Genomic DNA, 26,974 nt, shown 5'->3' with positions numbered 1-26,974 from the left:
TATGCGCTATATCCAAGACACAAAACCGATTGTGATCATAGATGAACCGCAATCGGTGGATAATACAGCAAAAGCGAAGGAGGCTATTGCGAGCCTTAACCCGCTTTGTGTTTTCCGCTATAGTGCCACGCATAAAGATGAGATTAATCTTTTATATCGTTTAACACCTGTTGATGCTTATCAAAAAGGACTGGTAAAGCAAATTTGTGTTTCTTCTAATCAGATAGAGCAAGATTTTAACCGTTCCTATATTGCCTTGAAATCCGTATCACACAAACATGGCTTTAAGGCGCGCTTAGAGTTGGATATTGCGGGAAAGAATGGCACGGTGAGCCGCAAAACAGTTACAGTGAGACGGCGATGATCTGTATCGCGTTACGGGCGGACGTGAGCTTTATAAGGGCTATATTGTTTCGGGTATCAATTGCATGGCGGGGGATGAAGCTGTTGAGTTTTCTGATACTGAAATTGTCAAATTTGGCCACGCACTTGGTGATGTGAATACAATAGAGCTTAAACGCGCACAAATTTATCGCACTATAGAAACACATTTAGATAAGGAATTGCGGCTTGTGCCTTTAGGGATTAAAGTTTTATCACTTTTTTTATTGATGAGGTGGCTAAATATCGTAGCTCTGATGAAGAGCCAGCACTTTATGAGCGTATGTTTGAAGAATGTTATGAAGAGCTGTTGGCGAAAAAGAAATATGCCTCCTTGCGAACTAAGTTTGCGCAAAATATTCGAAACGTGCACGGCGGTTATTTCTCGCAAGACAAGAAAGGCGTGTATAAGGATACAAAGGGCGACAGCCAAGCTGATGATGACACTTATAACACGATTATGCGCGATAAGGAGTGGTTATTATCTTTTGCATGCCCCTTGCGTTTTATCTTTTCGCATTCGTCCTTGAGAGAAGGCTGGGATAATCCGAATGTGTTTCAAGTGTGTATGTTGATTGAACAAAAATCGAATTTTACCGCACGGCAAAAGATTGGTCGCGGTTTGCGCTTATGCGTAAACCAACAAGGTGAACCGGTAGAAAATAAAGATATAAATGTGCTGCATGTCATGGTGAATGAAAGCTTTGCTGAGTTTGTGAGTACATTGCAAAAAGAATTAGAGGCGGATATTGGTTATAAACTTGGTACATTGCAGATGGAGCATTTGGTTGTCCGTATTTATGAAGATGTAAAATATGTGGCTGCTAAAGTGGAAGTATCGCAAGCACAAAAAATTGTTAAAATACTTGTTGCAAAAGATTTTATTGATGAGGCGGGTGTCGTTAAAGTAGATCAAAATTTAGTAGCGAGCGAATTTGATGCTATAGGCGCGGAGGAAATGCCACGCGAATTGCGTCAAGAAATTGTGAAAAAAACTGATGCGGGCGCGCTTATTAATGTTGAGATACTGCAAGATCTGATTTATATGACAGCTGTGACGGAAGCAAAGATTCTGTCTTCGCAAGAGGCTGCTGATATATTGGTTGAGTTGCGTGAAAAAGCCTTGCTTACATCAGCAGGAAAAATCACAGATACATTAAAAGCGCAATGGGCGACTGGGACGTTAGATTTAAGTGAACGTTTTAGTAAAGGGCAAAAGCAGGCTGTGCTGCAGGCGCTAGAAGCGAGCCAAGCCATGCCGATTATTCGTAATGCTACGTGCGAAGTGCGGGTTAAGCTTAAAAAGCAAACAGTGGATTCGCCAGAGTTTTTGTCCTTGTGGGAGAAGATCAATAAAAAGACCACTTATCGTGCAAAGCTTGATCGCACAGAGTTTGTTGCCAAAGCAGTGGATGCAGTGGAAAAAATGGCACCAGTTGCGCCAGCGCATTTGGTTTATCAGACAGCAGAGATAGAACTGGATAGTGCTGGTGTGACCTATGAAGAGCAGTTATTAAAGCAGAGTGCGCTTGATTATAGTTTTTGTGCACTGCCGAACATTGTACATTATTTGACCTTAAAGCTGAAATTAACCGCAAAGACAATTATTGGTATTTTGACAAAGAGTGGTCGTGAGCATGAGTTTGTGAAAAATCCACAAGCTTTTTTAGAGTGCATAGAAGAAATACTCAATAAAACCTATGTTAATCTTACAATTGATGGCATTAAATATTTAAAGCTGGTCGGGCAAGAATATAGTGTGCAAGAGCTTTTTACCAGTGAAGAGCTTGTGGCAAATTTAGAGCGTACAGCTGTTGTGAGTGAGAAGAGTGTGTATGATCATGTGGTTTATGAAAGCAGTGTGGAGAAAGAGTTTGCGCAAAATCTCGATAATGACTCTGATGTAAGATTGTTTTTTAAACTGCCAAGAAATTTAAAAATAGCCACTCCCATTGGTTCTTATACGCCTGATTGGGCGGTTTTTTAGAGTGAGATGGCGCGCAAAAGCTTTATTTTGTACTGGAAACAAAAGGAACGAATAGCGAGTTTGATTTGCGCCTTAAAGAATTACTGAAGATTAAATGCGGTAAAGCGCATTTTGCTGCACTGCAAACGAGCGTTGCGTTTAACGACCAGCCGGTGATAAATTGGCGTGAATATAAGCGTACTTTGCCCGAAGGGGCGCATGAGTTTCCAAGTGCTGCGGTGGTTGTTGCAGAATGATTGGTGCATGAAATACTTAACGTGGGTGAGGGGGAGAGCAAAGCTTTTTATATCAAGATAATAAATTGACAAAAGGTAGCTATAATGTAAACTTCATGTTAAATTTAATTGTTTTCATTTAATACGGGGGGTAAAGTTATGAAAACTAAAAATATGTATAATCCACTGAAAAAAATTAAAATTAAGCGTGTTGATGTTGCTACGCTCAAAGCCCGAGTAAGTGAGCAGAAAATGGCTGCTCGATGTGCCCTTCTGAATTGAGATTTTAAAATATATAAAGCTGGCGGCAGAAAAAACGCCAGCTTTATAGCTTTTGGATATATTAATGACGATAGATTATGAAGTTAAAAAGTTGCTCTATGGCTGTGCGGCAATGAGTGGGGGTCGGCTGATTACAGATTCTTTCCATGCTTTTTTTCTTGTCTATGGGCGTTAGTATAACACAGTTAGCTTTATTACAAATTGTGTTTAGCGCAGCTATTTGTATTTTTGAAGTGCCTTGTGGGATTTTAGGAGATAAAATTGGCGTTAAAAAAAATGTTATCTTATCATGTTTCTTTTTTTCGCTCTTTTTCTTTTTATGTATCTACGCGCCTAATCTTTTTGTCTTAATTCTGGCAGAAATTATTTATGCTTTAGGCTTTGCTTTATGTTCTGGCGCTGATAGCACATGGATTAAAGGCTTAATCGACGGCGGTGGTTACAAGGGTAATTTGATCTACCACCAAGTAAACGCCTATAAACGGGAACTAGCGGCATTCATGAATATGGTTGCTGGTGCGCTAGGTGTTCTTATTGTTTTGTGTATGGATAATTATCAGTCAGCATATTATTTTTGTTCTTTCGGGTTTCTCGTGCTTGTATTCTTGTTTAGTCGGGTGACGGGGATAGCTATTGCATCCGTTTCGGATAGTCAGCCAATAGACTCAGGTTCTTTGTTGCATGCAACAGAAGCTTTTGCTTATTTAGTTACCTCAAAGATCGGGTTATATTATATATTGATATGTGGTTTTATTGTTGCTGCATTGCAGCCAGTATTTCATTTTTGGCAACCTTTTATTTTTGGACAAACAGGAGTATTAGACAATGCAACAGGAAAGACTAAAATTCTTATTCTTGGCCTGTGCTTTGTGTCTTATACTCTCGTAAAATACTTATTTAATCGCTTTGTAATTAAATATTTTATGCAAAAATACGCTCCTATGGCGATAACTTTGTATTCACTAGTCCTGAGTGCTGTTGTTATGCTTGCTCTGCTTCTCGTTGCAAACAGTTGGGCCCCCATTATTTTATTCACCGTATTTCACAGTTTTTTTCTGTCCCCGTAACGCAGTTTGAAGCAGAATTTTTTAAACATATTCAACAAAAGAATGCAAATACGGTTTTATCCATTGTTAGTTTTCTTGCTCGTATTTTTGGTATTTTAGCGCTTGTGCTGATTGGTTGGTTGGCAAACAATGTTTGTATAGAAGCAGCTTTTTGTTTCGCCTTGGTTTGTATATGTTTAATTATCCCGCTTAATTTGGCTTGGCTTTATACTGATAAAAAGTTAATAAAGACGAGGAGGTTTGAGAGTGAAGATACAGTTGAATAGGGACTTGCCTATGACTTACATAAAGACACAGGAAAAAATAGTGTGTGGGTCATCTTATATGGATTTAGTCGAAATTAATAGCTGTTTTAATCGGTGTATAGGCACAATGGATTGTAAAAATGCTAATGCCTGTGTTTTTTGACAACTTGGTCGGCTTTGTTTTTTACGTATGTAAGCAGCGAATAAGCAAAGGTTAGCACAGGTGTATTACTTGCAGTACCAAAAAGTTTGATTAAAAATACTAAAAATGGATATACAAGACGAACAAACGGCTCGCTGAGGATCTTTTATCAATGACTGTAGTTGCTTGGGGGCATAATATTGTACAAAAAAAACGCATGGCATAAAGTCCAAAAAACCAATAAAGGCGCATTGCGCTTCTCTTTTAAGAACTGGGCATCTCCTCTTACCGTAATGCGTTCTCATTATGCATCCTTTAGGCAAGACTTGCGATGGAAAGGCTTTACGGAAAAAATCAATGTGTTTTGTTTAAAAGATCCGATCTTAATACACCTTTCAATATGGAAGGGTATTTCACAATGTTTGTTGTGATGAAGCAATTGCTATCTCTTGGCATGCCACTGGCTATAGGGTTTATCTCTCAGATGATGATTTCCTTCACAGATGCAGCGCTTGTAGCGCATTTAGGCGTGCAAGCCTTGAGTGGTACAATGTTAGCTCTGAGTATATTTAGTTTTGTTATGTTGCTTGGGCTAGGTATTATTACCGCGGTTGCACCAAAACTTGCGGAAAGTTTTCGCAGACAAGATAGATATGCATTAAAGGCATGGTTTGATCAAGGAATATGGCTTTCCCTTTTGATTGGAATGATGAGTGCGATCATTTTACTCAACACGAGGAATATTTTGTGTCTTCTCGGACAAGATGAGGCAATTGCTACTATAGCGCAAGAATATAATCGTGGCGCTGCTATAGGGGTGGTGTTTTTTTATCTTTATGTAAATAGCCGGGGATTACTGTCAGCAATTGGTAATCCAAAGCCCTTAACCTGGGTTATGCTTGCGGCTATCCTTGTGAATTTTCTTATCTCTTGGCTGCTTATTTTTGGTATAGGTTCTGCAAGCGGATTAGGTGTCTTTGGTGCAGGAATTGCGAGCAGTTTGATCCGTATTTTAATTGTTATTGCAGCAGCAATAATTTTGTCCCGCAATTCTGCTTTTCATTCTTTTCGCTTTAATTATTTGAGACCAAAGTTAGAGATTTCACGAATAATAAAATTGCTGCGAGTAGGGCTACCTATTGGTATACGTATTCTTATTGCGGAGGGCTTTCCTTCTGTCATTGCATTCATGATTACGGCTTATGGGATCGAATCTTTGGCCGCACATACGATAGGGATGCGACTCGATATGCTTATTTCTGTGGTGGCTTTGGGGATTTCCAGCGCAGCCGCGACAATAGCAGCGTGGTATAGAGCAGATAGGAATAATATGGCTCTAAAACAATTGCGTATGAGTGTCACAGTTTTTGCTGTAGCTTATGTCTTATTTTTATCAGTGGTTGTTTATCTCTCTTATGAATTTATCCTTACAACCATCTTTAATATTTCTGAAGACAGCGTTGTTGTTTTCTCTTGGAAGTTGCTTCCGTTCATCTTATTGTCTTTTGCTTTTTGCACTTTAGGAGCTATGCTCAATGGCATACTTGTGGGTTTGCTTGATACGTTTTGGTCAACAATTGTTGTAGCAATAAGTTATTGGGGGTTAGGCCTATTTGGGGGAGCGCTAATGACGCATTTTTTTGAATATGACTTTATTGGCTATTGGCTTGGCATGATTGGTGCAAGCTTAATCGTTTCTATCTTTAATTATATGCGCGTGGGTTATTTAATAAAATGCAATCCTATGTTTGGGGCAGAGTGAGTGTTATAAAGCGCTTGTAAAGCACTAGCTGTGAAGGCTTAGCTACTCACCGTCCATAGAGGCTGTTTTACTTCTATAGAGATAACAATATAGCTTACAAAACTTGCTTAATATTGAAAAGAAGTGCCTTTGATTGTAGCCTTAATATTCTTTATTGAATTTTAAAATAATATGGATTTATTAAAATCATTCGGCTTTAATTTAAGAGTAAGCTCGGTAGATTGGAAGAGTTTAATACCTTAAAAAATGACGAGAAAAAACGTGCTTATATTCATACGCCGTTGAGGAGGCATTTAAAAAAGTTGTTGTTTTTATAAGTTATTACCATTGCGATGCTAAAGTGTATGCATTTGTTAAAACAATCGCAGCCGCGACGGTGTTATTCTTGCAAGTCCTATTTATCACGGATCTTATTCAGAGGAATTGAAGAATGCTCTTGATAATTTAGATTATGATGCTTTTTGGATAAAGCTTTTGGTCTTCTCTCTCATGACAATATAAGCAAAAATGCGCACTGCCATGTGTATATTTGGTACTAATTGTGCATATGCTTTATGGGCAAGCTCTGCAATATCAAGTTGCTTCAGCTAAAGATGATTTTGCGTTTGAGAATGAAAACCGTACATGGAGACTGAACAGTGTAAATGTATGGGCTCGCTGCGCACATCTTGTTGATGAAATGTACAATAAGGGTGGAGGATATGATCAAAATTGATAGGAAATACCGTTATTTAGTCGTTGGTGGTGCAGGAATATTGGCTCTCTTGTGCCGGTTATTAGGGCTGAACAACGTGATTATCGCAGCGCGTTTTCGTTCTCATCAATCCAAAATTGAGTTATTTCAGACAAGGGCTAAATGTATATTTTGGAGATTATTATAAGCCATAGGCACAATTTTAAAAAGGGATACCACTATAGACGGGCTTGAAATATTGCATATTATGGGGGGCATTCGCCTGCACATGCATTTTCGTGTAGGTTGAGATTGAGCGGTTGGTCTTCTTACCGAAGCTGCTTGCGTATTGTTCATGTTTTTGGTTCTAATGCAGAGGATAAAATAATCTCTGGATGTGCGCATCATAATAAGATTGATTCTACATCTGTAAAATTAGGTCGGAAAAGGCGATCATAGGGCCAACGGTGGTCAATGAGAAAAGTGTTTATGATCATGAGATTTGTGAGAGCCGTATTGAGAAAGAGTTTGCGCAAAATCTCGATAATGACTCTGATGTAAGATTGTTTTTTAAACTGCCAAGAAATTTAAAATAACCATTCCCATTGGTTCTTATACGCCTGATTGGGCGGTTTTTTAGAGTGAGATGGCGCGCAAAAGCTTTATTTTGTACTGGAAACAAAAGGAACGAATAGCGAGTTTGATTTGTGCCTTAAAGAAATGCTGAAGATTAAATGCAGCAAGGCGCATTTTACCGCTCTTGAGACTGGTGTGGTGTTTAACGAGGCACCGGTGATGAGTTGGCGCGATTCTAAGCGGGGATGGTGGTAGAGAGAGTGGGGGCTGTGGTAAGAGTGGGCGGCACGAATGACGCTGTCTTTAGTTGCGTACCGCCAAGCTAATTTTGTGCTTTGCGAAATTCGCTAAGGCTTTTGGACGTACCGCGTTTACCGCGTAATAAAATCTTATGAATATCATGCAGAAGGCACGCAGAAATGGGTGATTGCGTGTCTAGCTTCCCAATGCCGTAATTAGGTACAGCTACATAATGAGATAGCTCTTCAATATCATCAGTTGCACTGATACTTTTTCTTTATTTTCAAACAATAATAGGTCAGATGGTAACGATTATGTCCTTTCTATCTAAGAAAAGAGTAGCACCGCTTGCGTATATGTACGAGTAAAAGTCAATCAACATTGGTCTGAGGTAAAAACCGTCAATTATTTCTAATACACCTAAGGATTTCATAGCTTACTCTAACGGTTTATATAAAGCCGCCCTTTTAAAAGGTGGATTGGGTGGAAAATTTATTGGGATATAGGCTTTATGAATCTCTCGAACTAAGCTTTCTACTATGCAGGCCCTAAGGCGTGATTGCATATATGGTCGCATCTGTTGCTGCGTTGTGTAGGCAAAGATCCTAAACTAGGAAAGGAGGGCTGCTCTTTTAATTACAAAGGAAGAATACGGCGCGTAAGTGAAGCAAAATGTATTTTGAGGAGCAGAAGGGGTGAGGCATTTGATGTCCAGTGGGTGACGGATTAACTGGAGTATAAGTAGGCATTGCTAGGGCGGAGTTTTTAGTTAAGAATTGCACTTCGTACGCTATAAGCTCTCTGCATCCTTCATATAGGCGTTGGATCATCGCCCAATGCAACGTAAAGGGGCTGTTTTGTCTTTAGCGTTTGTTTGGCTGCTTCTATAGCGCCGCTGGCTCTATCAGCCATTATGGTGATAATTTTCTCGTCCAAAGAATAGATCAATTGATTGCGTAATAGGGTATGTGTGCCTTTTTCGACCGTGTCTTTTTTTAAAAGCAGCTGTTACCTCGTGGCAGGGTTGGGGGTGTCTATATGATCAGCCTGCCAAAGAAATGGAAGCGTTATCGCGATAGCTACCAATAGTAGTCCAGCGATAAAGGTGGCAGCAAACTGCAATGATATAAAAGAACCAAGGACGCCGACCAAAAAGCTTCCGACCGGCGTTCCAGCATAGCCTATCACCCGAAAAGCAGAATTAGCTCGCCCGAGAAGTTGCTTTGGTGTGAGGCGCTGCCTGAAGGCGGTAACACCAATAAACCATAAGCTTGCTCCAACGCCAGCAATAAAGGTGACGCCCCATACGACGACAGCACTTTTTGAAAAGGCTGGAATCAGCAGCAAGACAACCGTTCAAACCGTCAGTGAGAACAGCTAGGCGCACCGGTGCATAGCGTATACGCGGCGCAAATAGGGCTCCTGCCATTGTTCCAAGCGCGTAGGCTGCAAACATCACGCCATATTGGCTGCTATGTAGGCCCAGATACCGACTGTCGGTAACGAAGAAGATGAATGAGGTTAGGAATGCTCCAAATACCACCGATAGAAAGAATGTGAGTAATGTAAGGGAGTAAGATGCCGATTTGAAAAAATGAAACGAAAGCCGGCAATGATATAACGGAAAGTGATGTTTTCTTTATCAGGTGTTGGCGATGTCGGAACAGCATGGCGAGCGGTAAAAATCAATGCGATAAAAAGCACGATTAACAGGCCGAGAAATAGCAGTGTGCTATGCGCTAAAATGCTGCTTGTTATGACAGGGGCAAGAAAATAGGAGACCCCGAAATCTAAAAACAAGACAATAGAGTAGAAGGTCATCAATCGCTCTCCCTCCATGATAAGTGGTGGAATCGTCATTATATAAGCTTCGGCAGAAACGACGATGAATCCAGCAATGGTTGCATAGAAGAAAATTTGTTCGGCTGGAGCAATCTGTATCATAAGTAGTATGAACAGGACAATATGCAGTAGCATGAAGATGAGGAGAGCTGTGGTAGCAAGTTTTATTTTGTCGCAGCGATCAAGTAAAGCGCCTGCAAGGATGCCGAAAATTGGCCACGCTAATGAAAAGAGACCTTGCGCCCAACTTACTCCGACTACGCCATATCCAGATTGTCTTGCTAATAGCGGGATGGCAGTGCGCAAAGCACCGCTGAGTAAGGCGAGAAGACTAACGGTTAGGCAAAAATAGCGTATGTTCTTGTTGGAAAAAAGCGTGAACATTCTGTTCTCCTTAAGATGCCACACAGGTTTCCACTGTTCCATCAAGTACGGCGGTTGTATTCAGCATGTTTGAGACATAGCCGTCCAAGATATTCCTATCCGCCTGAGGTAGAAGAAAATACATAAGGTTGGAATACCATTGCCAACCACGCTGAGTCAGCTGGAGATCGTTATCACTTTCTGCGATGAGACCTGCATCTATGAGCTGTTGTAGGTTATTGTAAACGAAAGAGGGGAGTGCGGTCCAGTCAATTCTTTCTTTTTTGGCATAACCGTTATAAGGTAGCCTCATACACAAAGCCTTGGAGGCTTGTTGCTCTGCTGATACCCAATTGTAGTATACTTTGGATTTGCCTTTAAGTTGTATGTCGGTAATGTATCCGCTTCGACTGGGATTGGCTCGTGTGACGAGTGAGCCGAGAATCGACATTGCTGACGCCCCAAAGCCAACGACATAATCGTCATGATAACCATGCAAATATTTGTGATAGCGGAAATGATTAGCTGAACTCGTTTTAGCGAGCGTTAGAGGAGTGTTATTGGCAATTTTGATATAGGAATGCCCATTACACGGCGCATAGCCGCAGCTGCGCATAACGATATCGCTAAATAATCGAAGCATCTGTCGATGCTGTAGGCTGGATGGCTTTAGCCCTTTTTGTGCGTAAGACTTATGCAGTTGCGACGTGATAGCCAGATTGTTGATTGCATAGAGGTTGATGGTTTCAGGGTGAAGCTCGCTGGCTTGCTTCAAATCGTATAATAGTTCTTCGGCTTGCTGGCTGTGCATGCCATATAGTAGGTCGAAACCGACATGTCCAATGATCTCTTGTGACCAAGCCACGGTATTGTTGATTTGTTCACGTGTTGAGGTGAGGTTAAACAATGATCGGAAACGCTCAATGAAACTCTGTATACCGAAGCTGATCCGGTTAACGCCGATCTCACGGGCAGCATAAAGTTTATCACGTGTGACGCTCTTCGGTTCGCTTTCCAGTGTAAATTCGGTTAAGGAAGAGAGCTCAAATTCGGTATGCAATACTTTTCCGATGTGTCGGATATTATCTGCAGACAAAAGCGACGGTGTGCCGCCCCCTATATAGATGATGCGGATGGTCCCTCTAAGCGAGCGAATGAAATTTCCTTTGTTTCTGATCTCTGTGGTAAGCGCTGAAATATAAGATTCGATTTGTTTAACATGCTTGTAGGCCCCTTTCTGAAAGGGACAGAAGGAACAGATGGTTTCGCAAAAGGGAATATGCAAATAAAGAGAAATGGTACGCGCTTGTGGAATCTGCTTACTTTGCGCTAGTTTATTAAAGTCTAGGTAATCGTAAAATTCATTTGAAATAGTGCGAAATAACGGATATGTGAAGTTGTAAATCGGCTTGAGTTGATCGAACTTCACAAAAGGATGATCCACGAGTTGCATAGCTTACCTCCCCCAATTTCTTAACTCGCACTATATTATTGACGGGCGACAGGTGATCCAATCATCCGAGTGTATTACCAAAGATTTTTACGGAACATAATGAATCCTCCTTTTGTAGAAGTTATATGTATTATACATATAACTCATTATATGAACAGATGAGCTTGTTTAAGAGGCAATGTAAAGATAAAAATATAAAAGAACTTTCTCTTGCAGCCTTATGGTCTGATATTGTAATTGGTATCCTGTTTTACGTGGTCGGGCTATGAATGCCTAGGGCGAGAAAAAGCAGGGTATTTTAATGGACGTGCGGGGCATCATTGTTATGTTGCTGCGACTTGGAATTTGCGTCTGGTTATGAAATATCATTAGCGCAAAAAGATGGTTTTAAAGGTAGAGATACATTTTTTAATATCCCTGTAAAACTTCGAGAAGAGATAAAATTATCTATTAGAAAACATATAAATATCCAGTGTGATAATATTATCGAATTACATGACATCATCACTCTTGCACGCCATTTTGACATATTACCTAAAATCTCATTGAGATTGTGCCATGTACTGGCAAACGGGGATAGATCGTGTTTTGGTATGACTGCGGCGAAGTTACGTGCCGCATTATCTTTGCTAGAATCCAATAGGATTAGGCTTAATGGGGTGCCTTTGCATGTGAGCTCTAATTTGAATTCGACTGAGTTAATAGTATCCACCTTAACTAAGGCTGGAAAGGATATTTACGCATTGAAGGATCAAAAAAGTTTTATCAGTCTAGGCGGAGGATATCCGACTTCCACAGCATTTTGCGATGCCGTGACGGTCAATGACGAATACCCTCGTAAAATTTATGAGGCATTATCACAATTGGGTTGTGATTTACATAAGCTTACGGTAATTATTAAACCTAGGCGTATTATATCTAAAGATTATGGTTATTTATTCTCAAATATTAGCTCTATAAAAGAACAGAATGGTACGAACTTAATTATAATCTGGGCTCTGGGGATGTGTGCTCAATCTGCACAGTATCACTAGATCATAAGTCAAAGTATGTGAAAGCAACTGATACAAAAAAGATTTTACGATAGTGAAAGATCGACGTAAAGGACGTTAGTTCAAAGGAAATTGATATTATTGTGTTCTCATATCCTCATTTTTTGGCTTTTTAGATATAAATAACACACCTCCTAGTGGGCTGGAAACTATCAAATGTTGGATCACGCATGGCGCAATTAGCAAAAAATCCTATCTATTGGATTTGGTATGCTCTACTAGATTCTCAGCTCTAAATATTGTGTGCGAAGTGCAATGTCAAGCGGTGGGAATTGATATAAGTGCAGAGTCTGTACCATCCGCTCAGAACAAGGTTGATAGCTCTGTTATGCAGACGATGGTTAAGTTTCATGTCGGAAATGCTGAGCGTATGACTTATACTGAAAATACATTTACGCATATTATGGCGGGATGAGTGTTTGTAAGCACTAGCTGTAAAGGCTACTCACCATCCTAGGGTGTTTACTTCTATGTGGATAACAATAGAGTTACAAAACTTGCTTCATATTAAAAGAAAAGTTTCTTTTCTTTTAATATGAAGCATTGCTACAACCAAAAGGAAATTAAATATCTCGCCTTTATTATTCTCGTCAATGTTTGCTTATATATGATTATTTGAATCGGAATTAGGTTACGTACAATATGGTATTTCTCGCTGTTTTATATAAGGAGAAGGTTCGCACCGATGTATTGGGTGCAATATCAATTTTTTCACTATGGTGATAGGATAGCTTTTTGAGCGTAAAGTTCTTTTACCTTGATGGATCTTATAGTATTCTTCAAAAATATCAGTTGATAAATTTTTTTCGTGTCGTTTATGCATGGGCTGATACAATAAGAATAGGACTTGATTGTTTTTAAAGTTGGTATGTTATGGCTGTAAAAAATGGTAAACAAACGAAAAGTAAGAATTTTAAACCTGTTTCTCGTTTTCTCAAAAGTTTACGTGGTGTGCGCAATTGGGAACAAGTTTTACAATGGCTTGCTTTTCGTAAGGTAGAGGATATTGAATGTATTACGCCTGATCAAGCAGGGGTACCACGGGGCAAGATGATGCTTTCTAAAAAATTTACATCGGAAACATCATTGGCATTGCCTTCAGCAGTTTTTATGGCAACAATTTCAGGGGATTATCCGGAAGATGGTCATGGTTTTGAATATCCTAAAGCAGATGGTGATTTACGCCTTGAGCCTGATCTTTCTACGTTAAGCATTGTTCCATGGGAAGATGCTCCTACGGCACAGGTGATTTGTGATCTTGTGTATCAAAATGGTCAGGTTGTGGATTACACACCACGCAATGTTTTACGAACAGTGGTTCATTTTTACACAAAAATGGGTTTAAGCCCTGTTGTGGCACCAGAAATTGAGTTTTATTTGGTACAAAAAAATCCCGATCCTGATTATCCGTTAGTTCCACCGGTTGGTCGTTCTGGGCGTTCAATTGGTGGTGGACAGGGGTATTCCATTGCTGGTGTTAATGAATTCGATGATTTGATTGATGATATTTATCAATTTTCAGAGGCACAAGGATTGGAAATTGATACCCTCATTCATGAAGAAGGAGCAGGACAGTTTGAAATAAATTTACGTCATGGTGATCCTATTGAATTAGCGGATCAAGTTTTTATGTTTAAACGAACAATTCGTGAAGCAGCACTAAAACATAATATGTATGCAACTTTTATGGCAAAACCCATTCAAGGGCAGCCGGGTTCTGCTATGCATATTCACCAATCGGTTGTTGATAAGAAAACCGGTATGAATATTTTTACACAGGAAAATGGTGAAGAAAGTATCTGTTTTCGCCATTTTATTGGTGGATTGCAAAAACATATGCCAGGCGTACTTGTGATGCTTGCGCCTTATGTGAATTCTTATCGACGTCTTGTCCCTGATAATTCGGCTCCTGTTAATTTGCGGTGGGGATATGATAATCGTACTACAGCTTTTCGAGTTCCCCGTTCTGCTCCTCAAGCGCGACGTGTTGAGAATAGGCTTCCTTCATCAGATGCGAATCCTTATTTAGCCCTTGCGGCTTCTTTAGCGTGTGGTCTTATTGGTTTGCAACAAAAAATTGAGCCGGATGAGCCAGCGATAAATAATGTAAACGCTGATAATATTGAGTTACCGCGTGGGCTCATTGAGGCAGTCAATTTGTTTGAACAAGATACAGTGATACGTGCTATTTTAGGGGATGTGTTTGTCAGTACTTATGCTGCAATCAAACGACAAGAGTTTGAAACTTTTATGGAAGTAATCAGTCCGTGGGAGCGTGAATATCTCCTGCTGAATGTTTAAATTTTATGACGATGATTGATTATAATTCAATTTCTCCAGGAATTTCTTGGTATGAAGATGCTTTAAGAGAACGTCCCTCTTATCCTTCTTTTTGTGAAAACAGACAGTGTGATGTGGTCATTATTGGAGGCGGATTTACGGGTCTTTCGGCTGCTTATCATTTAGCCAAGGCTGGAGTAGATGTTGTTTTATTTGAAGCATCACGTTTTGGTGATGGTGCTTCAGGGCGCAATGGTGGACAGCTGGGAACAGGGCAACGGCAATGGGTAGAAACATTAGAAAAAAAGTATGGTTTTAAGCGAAGTAAGGCTCTGTTTGATTTAGCAGAAGAAGCTAAAAGAGATATTTTATCTTTATGCGCAATGCCTAATTGTCCTTGTGATTTGATAGGAGGACAGCTTTCTGTAACCCATAAAAGGCGTGAGCTTCTCTCTTATCAACGGCATATTGAGGCGATGCAGCGTTATGGCTATCACGCGCTTACTTTTATGGATAAGGCTGAAACATTTGAGCGACTTGGATCAACTTTTTATTGTGGTGGTATTTATGATGCGGATACCGGTCATATAAATCCCTTAAAATTGATTATTGGGTTGGCAAAAAGAGCCCAAGATGCTGGTGCTAAGCTTTATGAGAAGTCACAGGTAACGACCGTAAGGCGCAAGGGAGCACATTGGAAAGTAATAACAGAAAAAGGCAGTGTAACAGCAGAGCATGTTTTACTTGCAACAAATGGGTATAAATTTGGTCTGGAGCGTTTTATTGAAAAAAATATTGTTTCTATTCGCTCTTATATTGGAGCAACGGACCCATTACCAAAGCATAGTTCAATTCTTATAGGGGGGGAATCGGTTGATGATTCCCGTTTTATGGTTCGCTATTTTCGCAAAAGCATTGATAATCGTCTCTTATTTGGTGGTGTAGAAAGTTATGATAATAAGCATCCTCTAAATTTAGATGAACGTATAAAACGGCAAATTGTTGAAATTTATCCTCAATTACATTCTATCAATTTAAGCCATCGGTGGGGAGCAACGGTTGCCATCACAGTTGAACGCATGCCCTATGTTCGCCAAATTTTTTCAAGGATGACTTATTGTGGTGGTTATTCAGGGCATGGCGTTATGCTGGCTCCTTTCGTGGGAAAATTATACGCAGAATGGTTAACTGGAAAATATGAACGTTTTTCCTATTTCCAAGACTTAAAGATTTCATCTTTTCCGGGAGGAAGAGTTTTGCGTTATCCGCTTATATTTTTAGCAATGCGTTGGTTTTCTTTATTGGATCGCCTTTAATGGAAACATTGCTTGAAATGAAGAAAATTAATGGCTTATTTAGTATCTGTCTGCTTTAATGATGAAAGCTTTTATAAGTGATATGGGATTTCATAATCGAATAGAAAAATAAACAAGTTCATGGTGCGTAAAATTATTCCAGTTTCTTCCTTTGATTGTATTGTTTTTGGTGGCAATGGTGATCTGGCGTTGCGCAAGCTTTTGCCGGCTTTGTATCATTGTCAGTGTGCTGGGCAATTCAGTGAGCCAACACGTATTATTGGGGTTTCGCGCACTTCCTTAAGTCGTGAAGAATATCAAAATTTTGTCCGCATTTCTTTAGAAAAACATATCCATCCAAAAGATCTAAATTCAACAGAACTCAATCGTTTTCTTGCACGTTTAACTTACGTTTCTGTTGATGTTTCCTCAAATCGAGGGTGGGAGGATTTAGCCTTCCTTCTGTCACAAGATTCAGCGGATATTCGAGCTTTTTATTTGGCTGTTGGTTCGTTACTTTTTGCTGATATTGCGATGAAGTTGGAAAAAAATGATTTGGTGACACCACAAACACGGATTATTATTGAAAAACCAATTGGTTGCGATGTAAAAACAGCGGTTTCACTTAATGATGTATTTGCAAGCGCCTTTAATGAAGAGCAGATCTTTCGTATTGATCATTATCTTGGGAAGGAAACTGTTCAAAATTTAATGGCATTGCGGTTTGTTAATACACTTTATGAACCGCTATGGAACTCCAATTATATTGATCATGTTCAAATAACCGTTGCTGAATCTTTAGGGTTAGAGGGGCGTACAGAATATTATGAAAGCACTGGTGCTCTACGCGATATGGTTCAAAACCATATGCTACAATTACTTTGTTTGGTTGCGATGGAAATACCATTTACTAACAGTGCTAATGCTGTGCGCGATGAAAAACTTAAAGTTTTACATTCTTTAACACCGCTTGATGTCCATAATGTAGGGCAGCATACTGTACGTGGGCAGTATCTTTCTGGTCTATCAAATGGTATATCGGTAGAGTCCTATTTTGATGATCTGGGAAGAGTGAGTAAGAGTGAAACCTTTGTAGCACTTAAGGTTAAGATTGATAACTGGCGTTGGGCTAATACGCCTTTTTATTTACGGACAGGTAAGCGTATGTTCACGCGAATGTCTGAAATTGTTGTTGTTTTTAAACCTATTCCTCATAATATTTTTAATGTGGATTTAGATGAAATTTTTTCTAATCGGCTTGTAATTCGTCTCCAACCTGATGAAGGTGTAAAACAATGGTTGATGATTAAGGATCCAAGTTATGGCGGTATGCGGTTTCGTCACATTCCATTAGACATGAGTTTTGCTTCCGCATTTTCTGAACGTAATCCTGATGCTTATGAACGTTTATTAATGGATGTTATTCGTGGAGATCAAACACTGTTTATGCGTCGTGATGAAGTTGAGGCTGCTTGGCGTTGGATTGATCCAATCATTGAGGGATGGGAAGCAATAAAACAGCCTGTTCACAGTTATAACGCTGGTTCGTGGGGGCCGTCTGCTTCGATGAGCCTCATGGAACGTGATGGGCGTATATGGAACAATTTAGTTTAGAGCAATAAGTATGTATAGAATGAATATTGACCGTTTAGATTTTGAAACCCCTCAGACTTTAGCCTTGGCATTAGCAGATCGAGTAGCCGCAGAGCTTAGTGTATCTGTTCTTGAGCGCAAGAGAGCAGTTTTAGCGGTGTCTGGTGGTAAAACACCAGAATTGTTTTTTCATTATTTGTCAAAAGCGGATATTGATTGGCAAAAGATCATTATCACTTTGGTCGATGAACGTTTTGTCCCTACACACGATGAACGTTCAAATGAATATATGGTACGGTGTCATTTGTTACAAAATTTTGCCGAAAAAGCACGTTTTGTAGGGCTTTATCATAAAGCAATTACTGCTGAACTTGCTGCTTTTTCAGCGGCGAGTCGTGTTAATACTTTGCCTAAACCCTTTGATGTTGTTGTTTTAGGAATGGGGGAGGATGGACATACGGCATCTTTTTTTCCTGATGCTGATCGTTTAAAGCAAGCGCTTGATTTACGAACACAAGCACTTGTTTTACCCCTTCATGCTAAGAGTGCTGTTGAGCCAAGAATCTCACTAACTTTGCCAGTTATTATGCAATCTCGTTGTATTATTCTCCATTTCGAAGGTTTTCAGAAACGCGATTGTTTTGAAGAAGCTTGTCAAGACGGGTTTGAAATAGAAATGCCTATTCGGGCAATTTTGCGTAATTCCCCTCATCTCGTTCAGGTTTATTGGTCGCCTGCAGAAAATGAAATAAGTGAATCAAAGTATGCGACACAAGGTGAATAAAACGTAATCTCTCTCAATGAATGAGGGGAAGAAACAATGAAGGGGGAGAGAAATATGGCACTTTCCAAGACAATTGCCACAGTTACACGAAGGATTTATGAACGTTCTCGATCAACACGAGAAATTTACTTAGATCGTATTGCAAAAGCACAAGTTCATCGCCCCAAACGGAGTTTTTTAGGATGTGCCAATCAGGCTCATGGCTTTGCTGCTTGTAGTGCAATAGATAAAGAGCGTTTGAAGGGAAATATCGTTGGGAATATTGGCATTATCACGGCATATAACGATATACTTTCAGCGCATCAACCTTTTGAAAAGTTTCCTCACTTAATTAAAGAGTCGGCCCGTATGGTTGGTGGTGTTGCACAGGTTGCAGGTGGTGTTCCCGCGATGTGCGATGGTGTTACACAGGGAAATGCGGGGATGGAGCTTTCCCTTTTTTCGCGTGAAGTAATTGCAATGGCGACAGCTATAAGCTTATCACACGATGTCTTTGATGCAGCATTGTATCTTGGGGTGTGTGATAAAATTGTACCAGGTTTATTGATTGGTGCACTAACATTTGGTCATTTACCAGGAATTTTTATAGCAGCTGGTCCCATGACAAGTGGTCAAGGTAATGATGAAAAAGCGAAGATACGTCAACTTTACGCGGAAAATAAAATAGATCGCCAAACACTTTTAGCATCAGAAGCACGTTCTTATCATGGGCCAGGAACATGTACATTTTATGGAACAGCTAACTCTAATCAGGTGATACTGGAGATGATGGGGCTTCATATGCCGGGAGCTTCTTTTATTAATGCGAATACACCATTGCGTGATGCTTTAACAAAAGAAGCTACGAAACGTGTACTTGAAATGACAGATCTTGGTGATCATTATAGTCCACTTGGTATGATCATTGATGAGCGTTCTTTTGTGAATGCCATTGTAGGATTAAATGCAACAGGAGGTTCTACCAATCATACGATTCATTTGATTGCTATGGCTGCTGTTTGCGGTATTAAATTGACATGGCATGATATTGCAGAAATTTCATCCGTTGTGCCTCTTTTAGCGCGCATTTATCCTAACGGTTTAGCAGATATTAATCATTTTTATGCTGCGGGGGGAATGGGATTTATTATTCGCGAGCTTATCGAGGCAGGTTTGGTACATGAAGATGTCTCTACGGTTTTTGGTAAAGATCTCAATGCTTATGCAATTGAAGCAAAGCTTTCTGCTGATGGTCATGTGGTACGTGAAGCGGCTCTTAAGGAAAGTGGTGATCATAAGGTGTTAGCGGGGTGGAGAAAGCCATTTCAGCTTGATGGTGGTCTTCGTGTTTTATCAGGAGATTTGGGAACAGCTATTATAAAAGTTTCCTCTGTTAAACCAGAGTATTGGCAGATTAAAGCACCAGTCTTTGTTTTTAATGATCAAGAGGAACTACAAAAATCTTTTAAATCTGGAGTGTTGCATAATAAAGACTTTATCGCTGTCATTCGCTATCAAGGACCAAAAGCCAATGGTATGCCAGAGCTTCATAAATTAACGACCATTTTAGGCGTTTTACAAGATCGCGGTCAAAAGGTAGCATTGATAACCGATGGGCGTATGTCAGGAGCGTCAGGAAAAATTCCTGCTGCTCTCCATGTGACACCAGAAGCAGTGGATAATGGCCCCATTGCACGTTTGCAGGATGGTGATATTGTTTTTCTTGATGCTCATGAGGGTAAATTAACTCTTTTGGAGGATTTAGCAAAATTTAACGCGCGAAAAATCATACCTCCGGATCTTTCAAAAAACGAACATGGTGTTGGACGCGAACTTTTTCATGTTTTTCGTCAATTCGTTAATCGTGCAGATCAAGGGGCATCTGTTTTTATGACATGAAAAATGCAAAAATAAATAAGCTGAACCATATACAATGAAACCATATACAAGGAATTGTTACAATTTTTAGAATTTTGGTATAGGCAGATTGTGTGATCGCGCAGCTGCTTTGAGTGTATTAACCATAAGCATGGCAATTGTCATTGGTCCAACGCCTCCTGGAACAGGGGTGATCGCAGCAGCTTTTTCTTTTACGTTTTCAAAATCGACATCACCAACAAGACGTGTTTTCCCTATACCTTTTTCTGGTGCAGCAACGCGGTTAATACCGACATCAATAACAATTGCACCATCTTTTATCCAGTCTTTTTTAATCATTTGTGGGCGGCCTACAGCTGCTACTAGAATATCAGCGCTTCGACACACATCATCAAGGTCACGGGTACGACTATGGGCAATTGTCACAGTGGCATTGGCTGCTGTTAAAAGGGCAGCCATAGGTTTTCCAACAATATTAGAGCGTCCAACAACGACAGCATCAAGTCCAGATAAATCTTGCCCACAGTGTTGTTCAATCATCATCATGGCTCCAGCTGGAGTGCAGGGAATCATCGCATCTTCAAGTGCGTTTGCTGCGAGTTTTCCTACATTAATATAATGAAAACCATCAACATCTTTTTGGAAAGCAACGGCTTGTGTTATGCGATTTGTATTCATATGAGCAGGGAGAGGCAGCTGTACCAAAATACCATGAATTTTGGGATCAGAATTTAATGTTGCAATAAGTTGAAGGAGTTCTTTTTCTTGCGTTTCTTTGGAAACGACATGTTTGATTGAAAGAAACCCACATTCTTCGGCTTTTTTATTTTTTGAGGTGACATATACTTGACTTGCAGGATCATCTCCAACGATAATAACAGCGATACTAGGTTGTATATTATAGTGATGGCGGAGCTTTGCTGTTTCGGCCTTAACTTTCACAATAATCTCTTCAGCAAGTTTTTTTCCGTCGATAATATTATTCATTCAGAGATCCTTTCGGTAAGGCTGTTTGTTTTTTTTGTAAAGCATTTTCTAATAATACGATAGAGTTTTATAGCAATATTCATATGAGAACAGTAAGAATGGTTTTATAATGTTGTGGATTTATAGTTTTGAAGACTTTTAAATAATTGCTTTATAAAGAAGCAGCAACATTGCTGTTTGAATAAATTTTGGATAAAGAACAAAAATAATGAAGATACAAAGTGGATATAGTGAATTATAGGGTTATAAAAACTTTTTATGATCATTTAAGTTTGTTTTTAATCTGTTATAGGGGGATAAGTATAGAGGGATAATGTGCGCATCAGAATAATAAAATTTTTGAGCGGAGTTTTTATTACAATTATCTTTTTATTTGGAGTGGGGATTCTCGTTTTACCTTATCTTATTTCTACAGATGCGATTCGTATTCGTTTAGCGCAGGATTTAAGTGCATGGACGGGTTACAATGTGCAATTGCGTGATCCACCGCGGTTACATCTTTTTCCTTATCCTAAAGCATTTCTTTCTGGCGTTACTTTAACATCAAAAATGGATGATGTTGCGCCATTAATGGAAGCTGAATCAATAGAAGTTGATCTTTCTGTCGTCGATCTTCTTTGGGGACATATTTCTTTTTCAGAGACGCGGATTATGCATCCTCAATTTGTTATGGAAAAGCCTGTTAAAACAATAGCAGATTTTTTTGATCGGTTTTCTCGCTCACAAGGTGCATTAGGGGTGGCAATACGTAATACGCGTGAAATATTAAAACATAATCCTGAGCATCCAGAGATAGAGCACCTTTTAAAACAACCTTTTGGACGGATTGTCATTAAAAATGGTGTTCTTGTGTATCACGATAGTTTTTCAGGAGTAGCAGAAAAAATAACAGGATTAAATGCAACTTTAGATTGGCCGGAATCAACTCAGGAAGTACGGTTACGTGCAGATGCGCGTTGGCGCGGAGAGTTTACAAAATTATCACTTGATGCTTCTCAAGCATTACTGCTTTTTGCTGGAGGCAAAAGTCATATTAGGGCAAGTCTCAATTCTGTACGTGGGGGAATAACTTTTACAGGAAAGGCTCGATTATCTGAATATTATATTTTTGACGGAAAAGTGTCAATGCGTTCTCCTGGATGGAATCAGACATTGTCTTGGGTTGGTGGAAATCAGTTTTGGGGACATAAATTAAAAATACCCATTGTATGGGAATCTCATTTTTTAGCGCAGCCAATGCATATCCAAATGAACAATGTTACATTTACGATGGGGAAAGCCAATGCGCGAGGAGCTTTAAAACTCGATTTTCAAGATTATGTACCAAATGTCATGGGCTCTTTAGCCTTTGATAATCTAGACCTTAGCCTCTTGGGTTCAATGTTTTTTTCAGGTAAAAAGAAAAATGCCTGCTTTGACATTAGAACTTTTGATTGTATTGGCGTGGATATACGACTTTCTGCGCCACAAGCTAAAATAGGAAATATTTCACTCACAAATTTAGCTGCTGCAATACAAATAAGAGATGGTCATGGTATTTTTGATCTTGGACATGCGAATATTTTTGGTGGATCTGTGCAAAGTAATATTGAAGTTACCTCAGCTGGACAGAAAGTGCGTATTGGAGGAAATATTTCAGGTGCTTCTATTGATATGCAGGAGACTTTAGAAATCTTGGGATTTATTCCATTTATACAAAGCAAAACGAATTTTACTGCAACGGTACGAACACTTGCTGATTCTTGGCCAGAAATTTTTACGAAAATGCAGGGTGAGTTAACACTGAAGATGTCTTCTGGTCGGCTATTAGGGTATGATCTGAATGAATTACAAACAAGACTTTCAAATAAACAACAATTTCTTTTAATGAATAATGATACTTTTTCAACAACATTTGATCACTGGGATATTCAGACAAGCTTTTCAGAAGGTATGATGAAGGTAACAGAGTCATTAATGCGTACAGCAGACTTGAGCTTATCCATTCAAGGAATCATTGCAACTGCTATTGCGCAAGGGAAGGAAAATGAACTGATATTACAGGCACAACTACGCAAAAACTATAGATCAGAAACTTTATGTAAAGATGTCCAATGTCTTGCTAATAGCCTTGCATGGCCTTTTACATTTTCTCTAAGCTCTAAAGGACAAAATCATGGTGATTTTTGGGTTACAAAAGATATTAACGCAGATTGAGTATCGTTTTTCATCTGTATAATATTCTATCCTATAATGGTAATTCGTCTTTTTACAACTTAAAATTGTCTTTTAAATTTAAATCAGAGCTCCCATTATCGGAAGATTCTCTCATTTTAAATCCGTTCGTCGTGAAGCAGTAAAAACCATCCTCACCGTCATAATAAGTGAGGTTGGTATAGATAAATGACTGAAGAGAGGAATAAAAAACCTTCTTATGGAATCTTTCAAATACAAGAGATTCATAATATCGGTGCTAATCTTATAAAAATTGCTAAAAAACATTAAAATTTTAAGGAGGATGTTGGCCAGTGCTTATTGAATCGCAGAAGAAATACCATAGCCATCTTTGGTAATTGTATGCTTCCCGTCGGCTCCAACAGAACCAATTCCCACTGTAATCAAAATAAAGGCTAAGAGGGTTGTAATCGTAATAATTGTAGCTTTTTTAGCAGACATATTTTTCCTCCACGGATGCATCAATGACTGAATGCAAAGATGAATGGTGCATTATTTAAACTTTTATGAAAGCAGAATCACTTAAGGATCTATAAGTTCCTATTATTATCTCATAAAGCTAAAAAAACTCTATAATTCTTTAATATATTATAGTTCTATAGATATAATTTTTTCTTTTTGCTATATATTTTTCTTCATTTTCTCGATGACGATAGTGAGCATTGGCAAAATTTTTATGCGCATAAATTATAAACTTAAAAGATTATTTATCCGACAGACATTGGCTTTGAATGAAGAAATAAAGATAGAGGGGGCACAAGCTTCTTATCTTATGCATGTTTTGCGTATGAAAGAAGGAGCAGAAATTTTACTTTTTAATGGACAGGATGGTGAGTGGCTTGCTAAACTTATCACTGTTAAGAAAAAATTTGTTGTGGTTCAGCTTATCCATCAAGAAAGATTACAAACGACGCATTCCAATCTTATTTATTGCTTTGCTCCACTCAAAAATGCGCGGTTGGATTATATGGTGCAGAAAGCTGTTGAAATGGGGGTATCGATTTTGCAGCCTGTTATAACGCATCATACGCAGGTTAAGCGTATCAATATGGCGCGTATGGAAGCCAATGTTATTGAAGCTTCTGAACAGTGTGGAATTTTATCTCTTCCTGAATGCGTATCGGCTCTATCATTAGCAGAACTTTTAGCACAGTGGGATGAGACACAGCCTTTATTCTTTTGTGATGAAGAGCATAAATCGCATAATCCATTACCTTCTTTTAAAAAGCGTGGCGTTACAACACCTGGTATTCTTATTGGACCGGAAGGTGGCTTTAGTGAAGAAGAGCGGAGCTTTTTAAAAAAACATCCTTTTGTGGTTCCAATATCACTAGGTCCGCGTATTTTACGCGCTGACACTGCCGCTGTTGCTGCTTTGGCTCTTCTTAATGCTACCGTGGGGGATTGGGCAATGGATTGAGAAATCTGTAAAATCATTCTAAACAATTTATTTAAGATGATGATACCAATTATAGGATACGGTAAGTTATGGCGCTTGATATAACTGATGAAAGTGAAATTTATGACTTAGATTCTTTGGTTAGCTATTTCCAAGGGGGGTATAAAGCAGAAGATGATTGGCGCATTGGTACAGAACATGAAAAATTTCCGTTTTATAGAGATGGTTTTCACCCTGTTCCTTATGAAGGAGAGAGGGGAATCCGAGCGCTTTTAGAGAGGATGCAAAGCGCCTTAGGATGGAAACCTATTTTAGATGAAGAGAATATTATTGGGCTCGTAGGATCAGTTGATCAGGGAGCCATTTCTTTGGAACCTGGGGGACAATTTGAATTATCTGGTGCACCATTAAAATCAGTAAGCCATACATATTACGAGTTGATGGAGCATTTAACTCTTCTCAAAAAAATTGCAGAACCATTAGGTATAGGTTTTTTAGGTCTTGGAGCTAGTCCAAAGTGGACTTTAGCTGAAACGCCGCGAATGCCTAAATCACGTTATCAGATTATGACTGATTATATGCCTAAAGTGGGGTATAATGGTCTTAATATGATGTATCGCACATCAACAGTTCAGGTTAATCTTGATTTTTCATCTGAAAGTGATATGCGGCGAAAAATGCAAGTATCCATGAAGTTACAGTCCATTGCAACGGCATTATTTGCAAGTTCGCCCTTTACAGAAGGGCGCCCAAATGGCTTTTTATCGTGGCGTTCTGAAATTTGGCGTAATACGGATAATCAGAGGACAGGCGTTCTGCCCTTTGTATTTTCTGAGCGTTTTGGTTTTGCTGATTATGTTGAATGGGCCCTTGATGTTCCAATGTATTTTGTTGTGCGTGATGGTCGTTATTATGATTGTACACACATAACGTTTCGTCAGTTTATGAATGGAGCATTAAAAGGACAAGTTGCAAATTCAATTCCAAACATGGGAGATTGGATTAATCACTTATCAACGTTATTTCCTGAAGTCCGCTTAAAAAGATTTTTAGAAATGAGGGGAGCTGATTGTGGTTCTTGGAAGCGCATTTGTGCGTTGTCGGCTTTTTGGGTTGGGCTTCTTTATGATAGGGAAGCACTTAATGAGGCAGAGGCTTTGACAAAAGATTGGTGTTTTGAAGAAGTTTTAGAGTTGCGCCAACGCGTTCCTAAAGAAGGGCTAAGAACTCCTTTTCGTCAAACTATTCTTTTAGAGTTAGCACGTCAAGCTCTCGCTATTGCTCGCAAAGGCTTAAAAAATCGCAAACAGTATGATACGAATGGTTTTGATGAAACAAATTTTCTTAATCCTCTAGAAGAGGTTGTTGCAATGGGACAAACAGATGCTGAAAAATTTTTGTCCCATTACTATTCTATTTGGAATGAGTCGGTAGAACCTTTATTTTTAGAATGTGCCTATTAAATTTGAAGCAAAGATACTTCCTACTTTTTTAAAAATGCATATCACCGTGGTGGTTCATTCACTCATTTGCTCTAGAGAGCATATCCTACCTTGCTTTTAACATTTCTCATAACGGAAAGGATACAATACAAAAATCTCTTGGGCAGTGTGATTTTTATACCCAATAATATCACGATATTTCCGTAATCGTAATGTTGTCCCTTTGTACAAAAGATAGTTCATAAGAGATAAAGCTTATTATCAAACATTTTTTATTCACTTGGCTCATCTACTTATGAATAGGTCTGAAAATAATATTTTTCACTTTTAAAAGGGATAAAAAAATATAATTTGCGGTTAATAGTCAATTATTATAATTCAATATACAATGCTTATATGAAAGAGTATTTTATTATACAAAAATTACGATATCAATCTTTCAGTGCGCTAAAAAGACAGTAGAAAAAATACCGATAGATCTATGTATGTATAACTCAATTTTATTTTTATAAAAAAAAGAAATATATTATGTAAATAGATAGAAATAAAGATTATTATATATAATGAATGTGTTAATTACATCATTAAATATTGATAAATAAAAAATATTATCTTCATAGAGTTATATGAAATTATAAGCTATTCATAGATAAGAAATAACTATTTGTATGCAAAGGGGTATTATATTAAAATACTATTATTCTTGATAAAGAGGCACGAGATAAAGAGATTGAGCTTGTAACGAATGAGTGTTTGAATACGCACAAAAATTCAAAAAAGCACAACATTTCTATAGCAGAATAATCTTTATCAGTATGAGCGCAACTTATTATAGGCAATTAA

General features: G+C 38.8%; 25 protein-coding genes. 20 read left to right on the top strand and 5 right to left on the bottom strand.

Annotation, left to right across the window (positions count from 1 at the left end; translation table 11 throughout):
- Position 1 precedes the first annotated feature (1 nt).
- From ACFINO_RS05605 to ACFINO_RS05560, 10 genes are all read left to right on the top strand, one after another.
- The gene (locus ACFINO_RS05605; RefSeq protein WP_375633521.1) at positions 2-364 is read left to right on the top strand and encodes a hypothetical protein; all 363 of its coding nucleotides are present in this window, start codon (positions 2-4) and stop codon (positions 362-364) included.
- Positions 365-616: 252 nt separating this feature from the next.
- Positions 617-2,368 carry a hypothetical protein gene (locus ACFINO_RS05600; RefSeq protein WP_375655222.1) on the top strand — a complete coding sequence of 584 codons (1,752 nt, stop codon included), beginning with the start codon at positions 617-619 and terminating at the stop codon, positions 2,366-2,368.
- A gap of 65 nt (positions 2,369-2,433) precedes the next feature.
- Positions 2,434-2,604 (top strand): hypothetical protein, encoded by a 171-nt coding sequence (locus ACFINO_RS05595; RefSeq protein WP_375633523.1) that lies wholly within the window; start codon positions 2,434-2,436, stop codon positions 2,602-2,604.
- Positions 2,605-2,742: 138 nt separating this feature from the next.
- A complete protein-coding gene (locus tag ACFINO_RS05590; protein ID WP_375633524.1) occupies positions 2,743-2,865 on the top strand; it encodes a hypothetical protein in 123 nt (40 codons plus the stop codon).
- Positions 2,866-3,029: 164 nt separating this feature from the next.
- Complete coding sequence (locus tag ACFINO_RS05585; RefSeq protein ID WP_375636616.1) at positions 3,030-3,932, top strand: MFS transporter; 903 nt, start codon at positions 3,030-3,032, stop codon at positions 3,930-3,932.
- A gap of 805 nt (positions 3,933-4,737) precedes the next feature.
- Positions 4,738-6,081, top strand: a complete 1,344-nt coding sequence (locus ACFINO_RS05580; RefSeq protein ID WP_375655221.1) for an MATE family efflux transporter — start codon at positions 4,738-4,740, stop codon at positions 6,079-6,081.
- Between the two features lie 381 nt (positions 6,082-6,462).
- Entirely contained in the window at positions 6,463-6,582 is a 120-nt protein-coding gene (locus ACFINO_RS05575; protein WP_375636642.1) for a hypothetical protein, read from the top strand.
- Positions 6,583-6,622: 40 nt separating this feature from the next.
- Positions 6,623-6,796, top strand: a complete 174-nt coding sequence (locus ACFINO_RS05570; RefSeq protein ID WP_375655220.1) for a hypothetical protein — start codon at positions 6,623-6,625, stop codon at positions 6,794-6,796.
- 425 nt (positions 6,797-7,221) lie between these two features.
- The gene (locus ACFINO_RS05565) at positions 7,222-7,350 is read left to right on the top strand and encodes a hypothetical protein (protein ID WP_375655219.1); all 129 of its coding nucleotides are present in this window, start codon (positions 7,222-7,224) and stop codon (positions 7,348-7,350) included.
- Between the two features lie 109 nt (positions 7,351-7,459).
- Positions 7,460-7,585 (top strand): hypothetical protein, encoded by a 126-nt coding sequence (locus ACFINO_RS05560; RefSeq protein ID WP_375655218.1) that lies wholly within the window; start codon positions 7,460-7,462, stop codon positions 7,583-7,585.
- Between the two features lie 1,186 nt (positions 7,586-8,771).
- On the opposite strand, the gene ACFINO_RS05555 is transcribed toward ACFINO_RS05560, so the two are convergent.
- The 3 genes from ACFINO_RS05555 to ACFINO_RS05545 all read right to left on the bottom strand — a co-directional run bounded on the left by ACFINO_RS05555 (position 8,772) and on the right by ACFINO_RS05545 (position 11,228).
- Positions 8,772-9,029: a hypothetical protein gene (locus ACFINO_RS05555; RefSeq protein WP_375655217.1), complete on the bottom strand. Its 258-nt coding sequence runs from the start codon at positions 9,027-9,029 to the stop codon at positions 8,772-8,774.
- A 62-nt stretch (positions 9,030-9,091) separates the two neighbouring features.
- Positions 9,092-9,796, bottom strand: a complete 705-nt coding sequence (locus ACFINO_RS05550; protein ID WP_375655216.1) for an MFS transporter — start codon at positions 9,794-9,796, stop codon at positions 9,092-9,094.
- 10 nt (positions 9,797-9,806) lie between these two features.
- Positions 9,807-11,228: a coproporphyrinogen-III oxidase family protein gene (locus ACFINO_RS05545; protein WP_375655215.1), complete on the bottom strand. Its 1,422-nt coding sequence runs from the start codon at positions 11,226-11,228 to the stop codon at positions 9,807-9,809.
- 338 nt (positions 11,229-11,566) lie between these two features.
- On the opposite strand from ACFINO_RS05545, the gene ACFINO_RS05540 reads away from it, so the two are divergent.
- The 7 genes from ACFINO_RS05540 (at position 11,567) to edd (ending at position 20,110) form a co-directional block, all read left to right on the top strand.
- Complete coding sequence (locus ACFINO_RS05540) at positions 11,567-12,262, top strand: hypothetical protein (protein WP_375655214.1); 696 nt, start codon at positions 11,567-11,569, stop codon at positions 12,260-12,262.
- A 217-nt stretch (positions 12,263-12,479) separates the two neighbouring features.
- Positions 12,480-12,695, top strand: coding sequence for a class I SAM-dependent methyltransferase (locus tag ACFINO_RS05535; RefSeq protein WP_375655213.1), 216 nt, complete (start codon positions 12,480-12,482; stop codon positions 12,693-12,695).
- A gap of 458 nt (positions 12,696-13,153) precedes the next feature.
- Positions 13,154-14,581 (top strand): glutamine synthetase family protein, encoded by a 1,428-nt coding sequence (locus ACFINO_RS05530; protein ID WP_375655212.1) that lies wholly within the window; start codon positions 13,154-13,156, stop codon positions 14,579-14,581.
- An 11-nt stretch (positions 14,582-14,592) separates the two neighbouring features.
- The gene (locus ACFINO_RS05525) at positions 14,593-15,876 is read left to right on the top strand and encodes an NAD(P)/FAD-dependent oxidoreductase (protein WP_375655233.1); all 1,284 of its coding nucleotides are present in this window, start codon (positions 14,593-14,595) and stop codon (positions 15,874-15,876) included.
- Between the two features lie 120 nt (positions 15,877-15,996).
- On the top strand, positions 15,997-17,469 hold the full coding sequence (zwf, locus tag ACFINO_RS05520) for a glucose-6-phosphate dehydrogenase (RefSeq protein ID WP_375655211.1): 1,473 nt from the start codon (positions 15,997-15,999) through the stop codon (positions 17,467-17,469).
- A gap of 10 nt (positions 17,470-17,479) precedes the next feature.
- On the top strand, positions 17,480-18,232 hold the full coding sequence (gene pgl, locus ACFINO_RS05515; protein ID WP_375655210.1) for a 6-phosphogluconolactonase: 753 nt from the start codon (positions 17,480-17,482) through the stop codon (positions 18,230-18,232).
- A 54-nt stretch (positions 18,233-18,286) separates the two neighbouring features.
- The gene (gene edd / locus ACFINO_RS05510; RefSeq protein WP_375634707.1) at positions 18,287-20,110 is read left to right on the top strand and encodes a phosphogluconate dehydratase; all 1,824 of its coding nucleotides are present in this window, start codon (positions 18,287-18,289) and stop codon (positions 20,108-20,110) included.
- Between the two features lie 66 nt (positions 20,111-20,176).
- Here the strand turns inward: edd and folD are convergent, their stop codons facing one another.
- The gene (folD, locus tag ACFINO_RS05505; RefSeq protein WP_375618434.1) at positions 20,177-21,076 is read right to left on the bottom strand and encodes a bifunctional methylenetetrahydrofolate dehydrogenase/methenyltetrahydrofolate cyclohydrolase FolD; all 900 of its coding nucleotides are present in this window, start codon (positions 21,074-21,076) and stop codon (positions 20,177-20,179) included.
- Positions 21,077-21,391: 315 nt separating this feature from the next.
- On the opposite strand from folD, the gene ACFINO_RS05500 reads away from it, so the two are divergent.
- Positions 21,392-23,272, top strand: coding sequence for an AsmA family protein (locus ACFINO_RS05500; protein WP_375642958.1), 1,881 nt, complete (start codon positions 21,392-21,394; stop codon positions 23,270-23,272).
- A gap of 315 nt (positions 23,273-23,587) precedes the next feature.
- Here ACFINO_RS05500 and ACFINO_RS05495 read toward each other — a convergent pair whose 3' ends face one another.
- Positions 23,588-23,731 (bottom strand): hypothetical protein, encoded by a 144-nt coding sequence (locus ACFINO_RS05495; protein ID WP_273790383.1) that lies wholly within the window; start codon positions 23,729-23,731, stop codon positions 23,588-23,590.
- A gap of 235 nt (positions 23,732-23,966) precedes the next feature.
- Here ACFINO_RS05495 and ACFINO_RS05490 point away from each other — a divergent pair, with 235 nt between their 5' ends.
- On the top strand, positions 23,967-24,710 hold the full coding sequence (locus ACFINO_RS05490) for a 16S rRNA (uracil(1498)-N(3))-methyltransferase (RefSeq protein ID WP_375655209.1): 744 nt from the start codon (positions 23,967-23,969) through the stop codon (positions 24,708-24,710).
- A gap of 68 nt (positions 24,711-24,778) precedes the next feature.
- Positions 24,779-26,152, top strand: coding sequence for a glutamate--cysteine ligase (locus ACFINO_RS05485; RefSeq protein ID WP_375655208.1), 1,374 nt, complete (start codon positions 24,779-24,781; stop codon positions 26,150-26,152).
- The last annotated feature ends 822 nt before the right edge of the window (positions 26,153-26,974 follow it).

The sequence above is a fragment of the Bartonella sp. AA83SXKL genome (genome assembly GCF_042196965.1).
Taxonomy (GTDB): domain Bacteria; phylum Pseudomonadota; class Alphaproteobacteria; order Rhizobiales; family Rhizobiaceae; genus Bartonella.
This window is presented reverse-complemented; position numbering and strand designations above follow the sequence as displayed.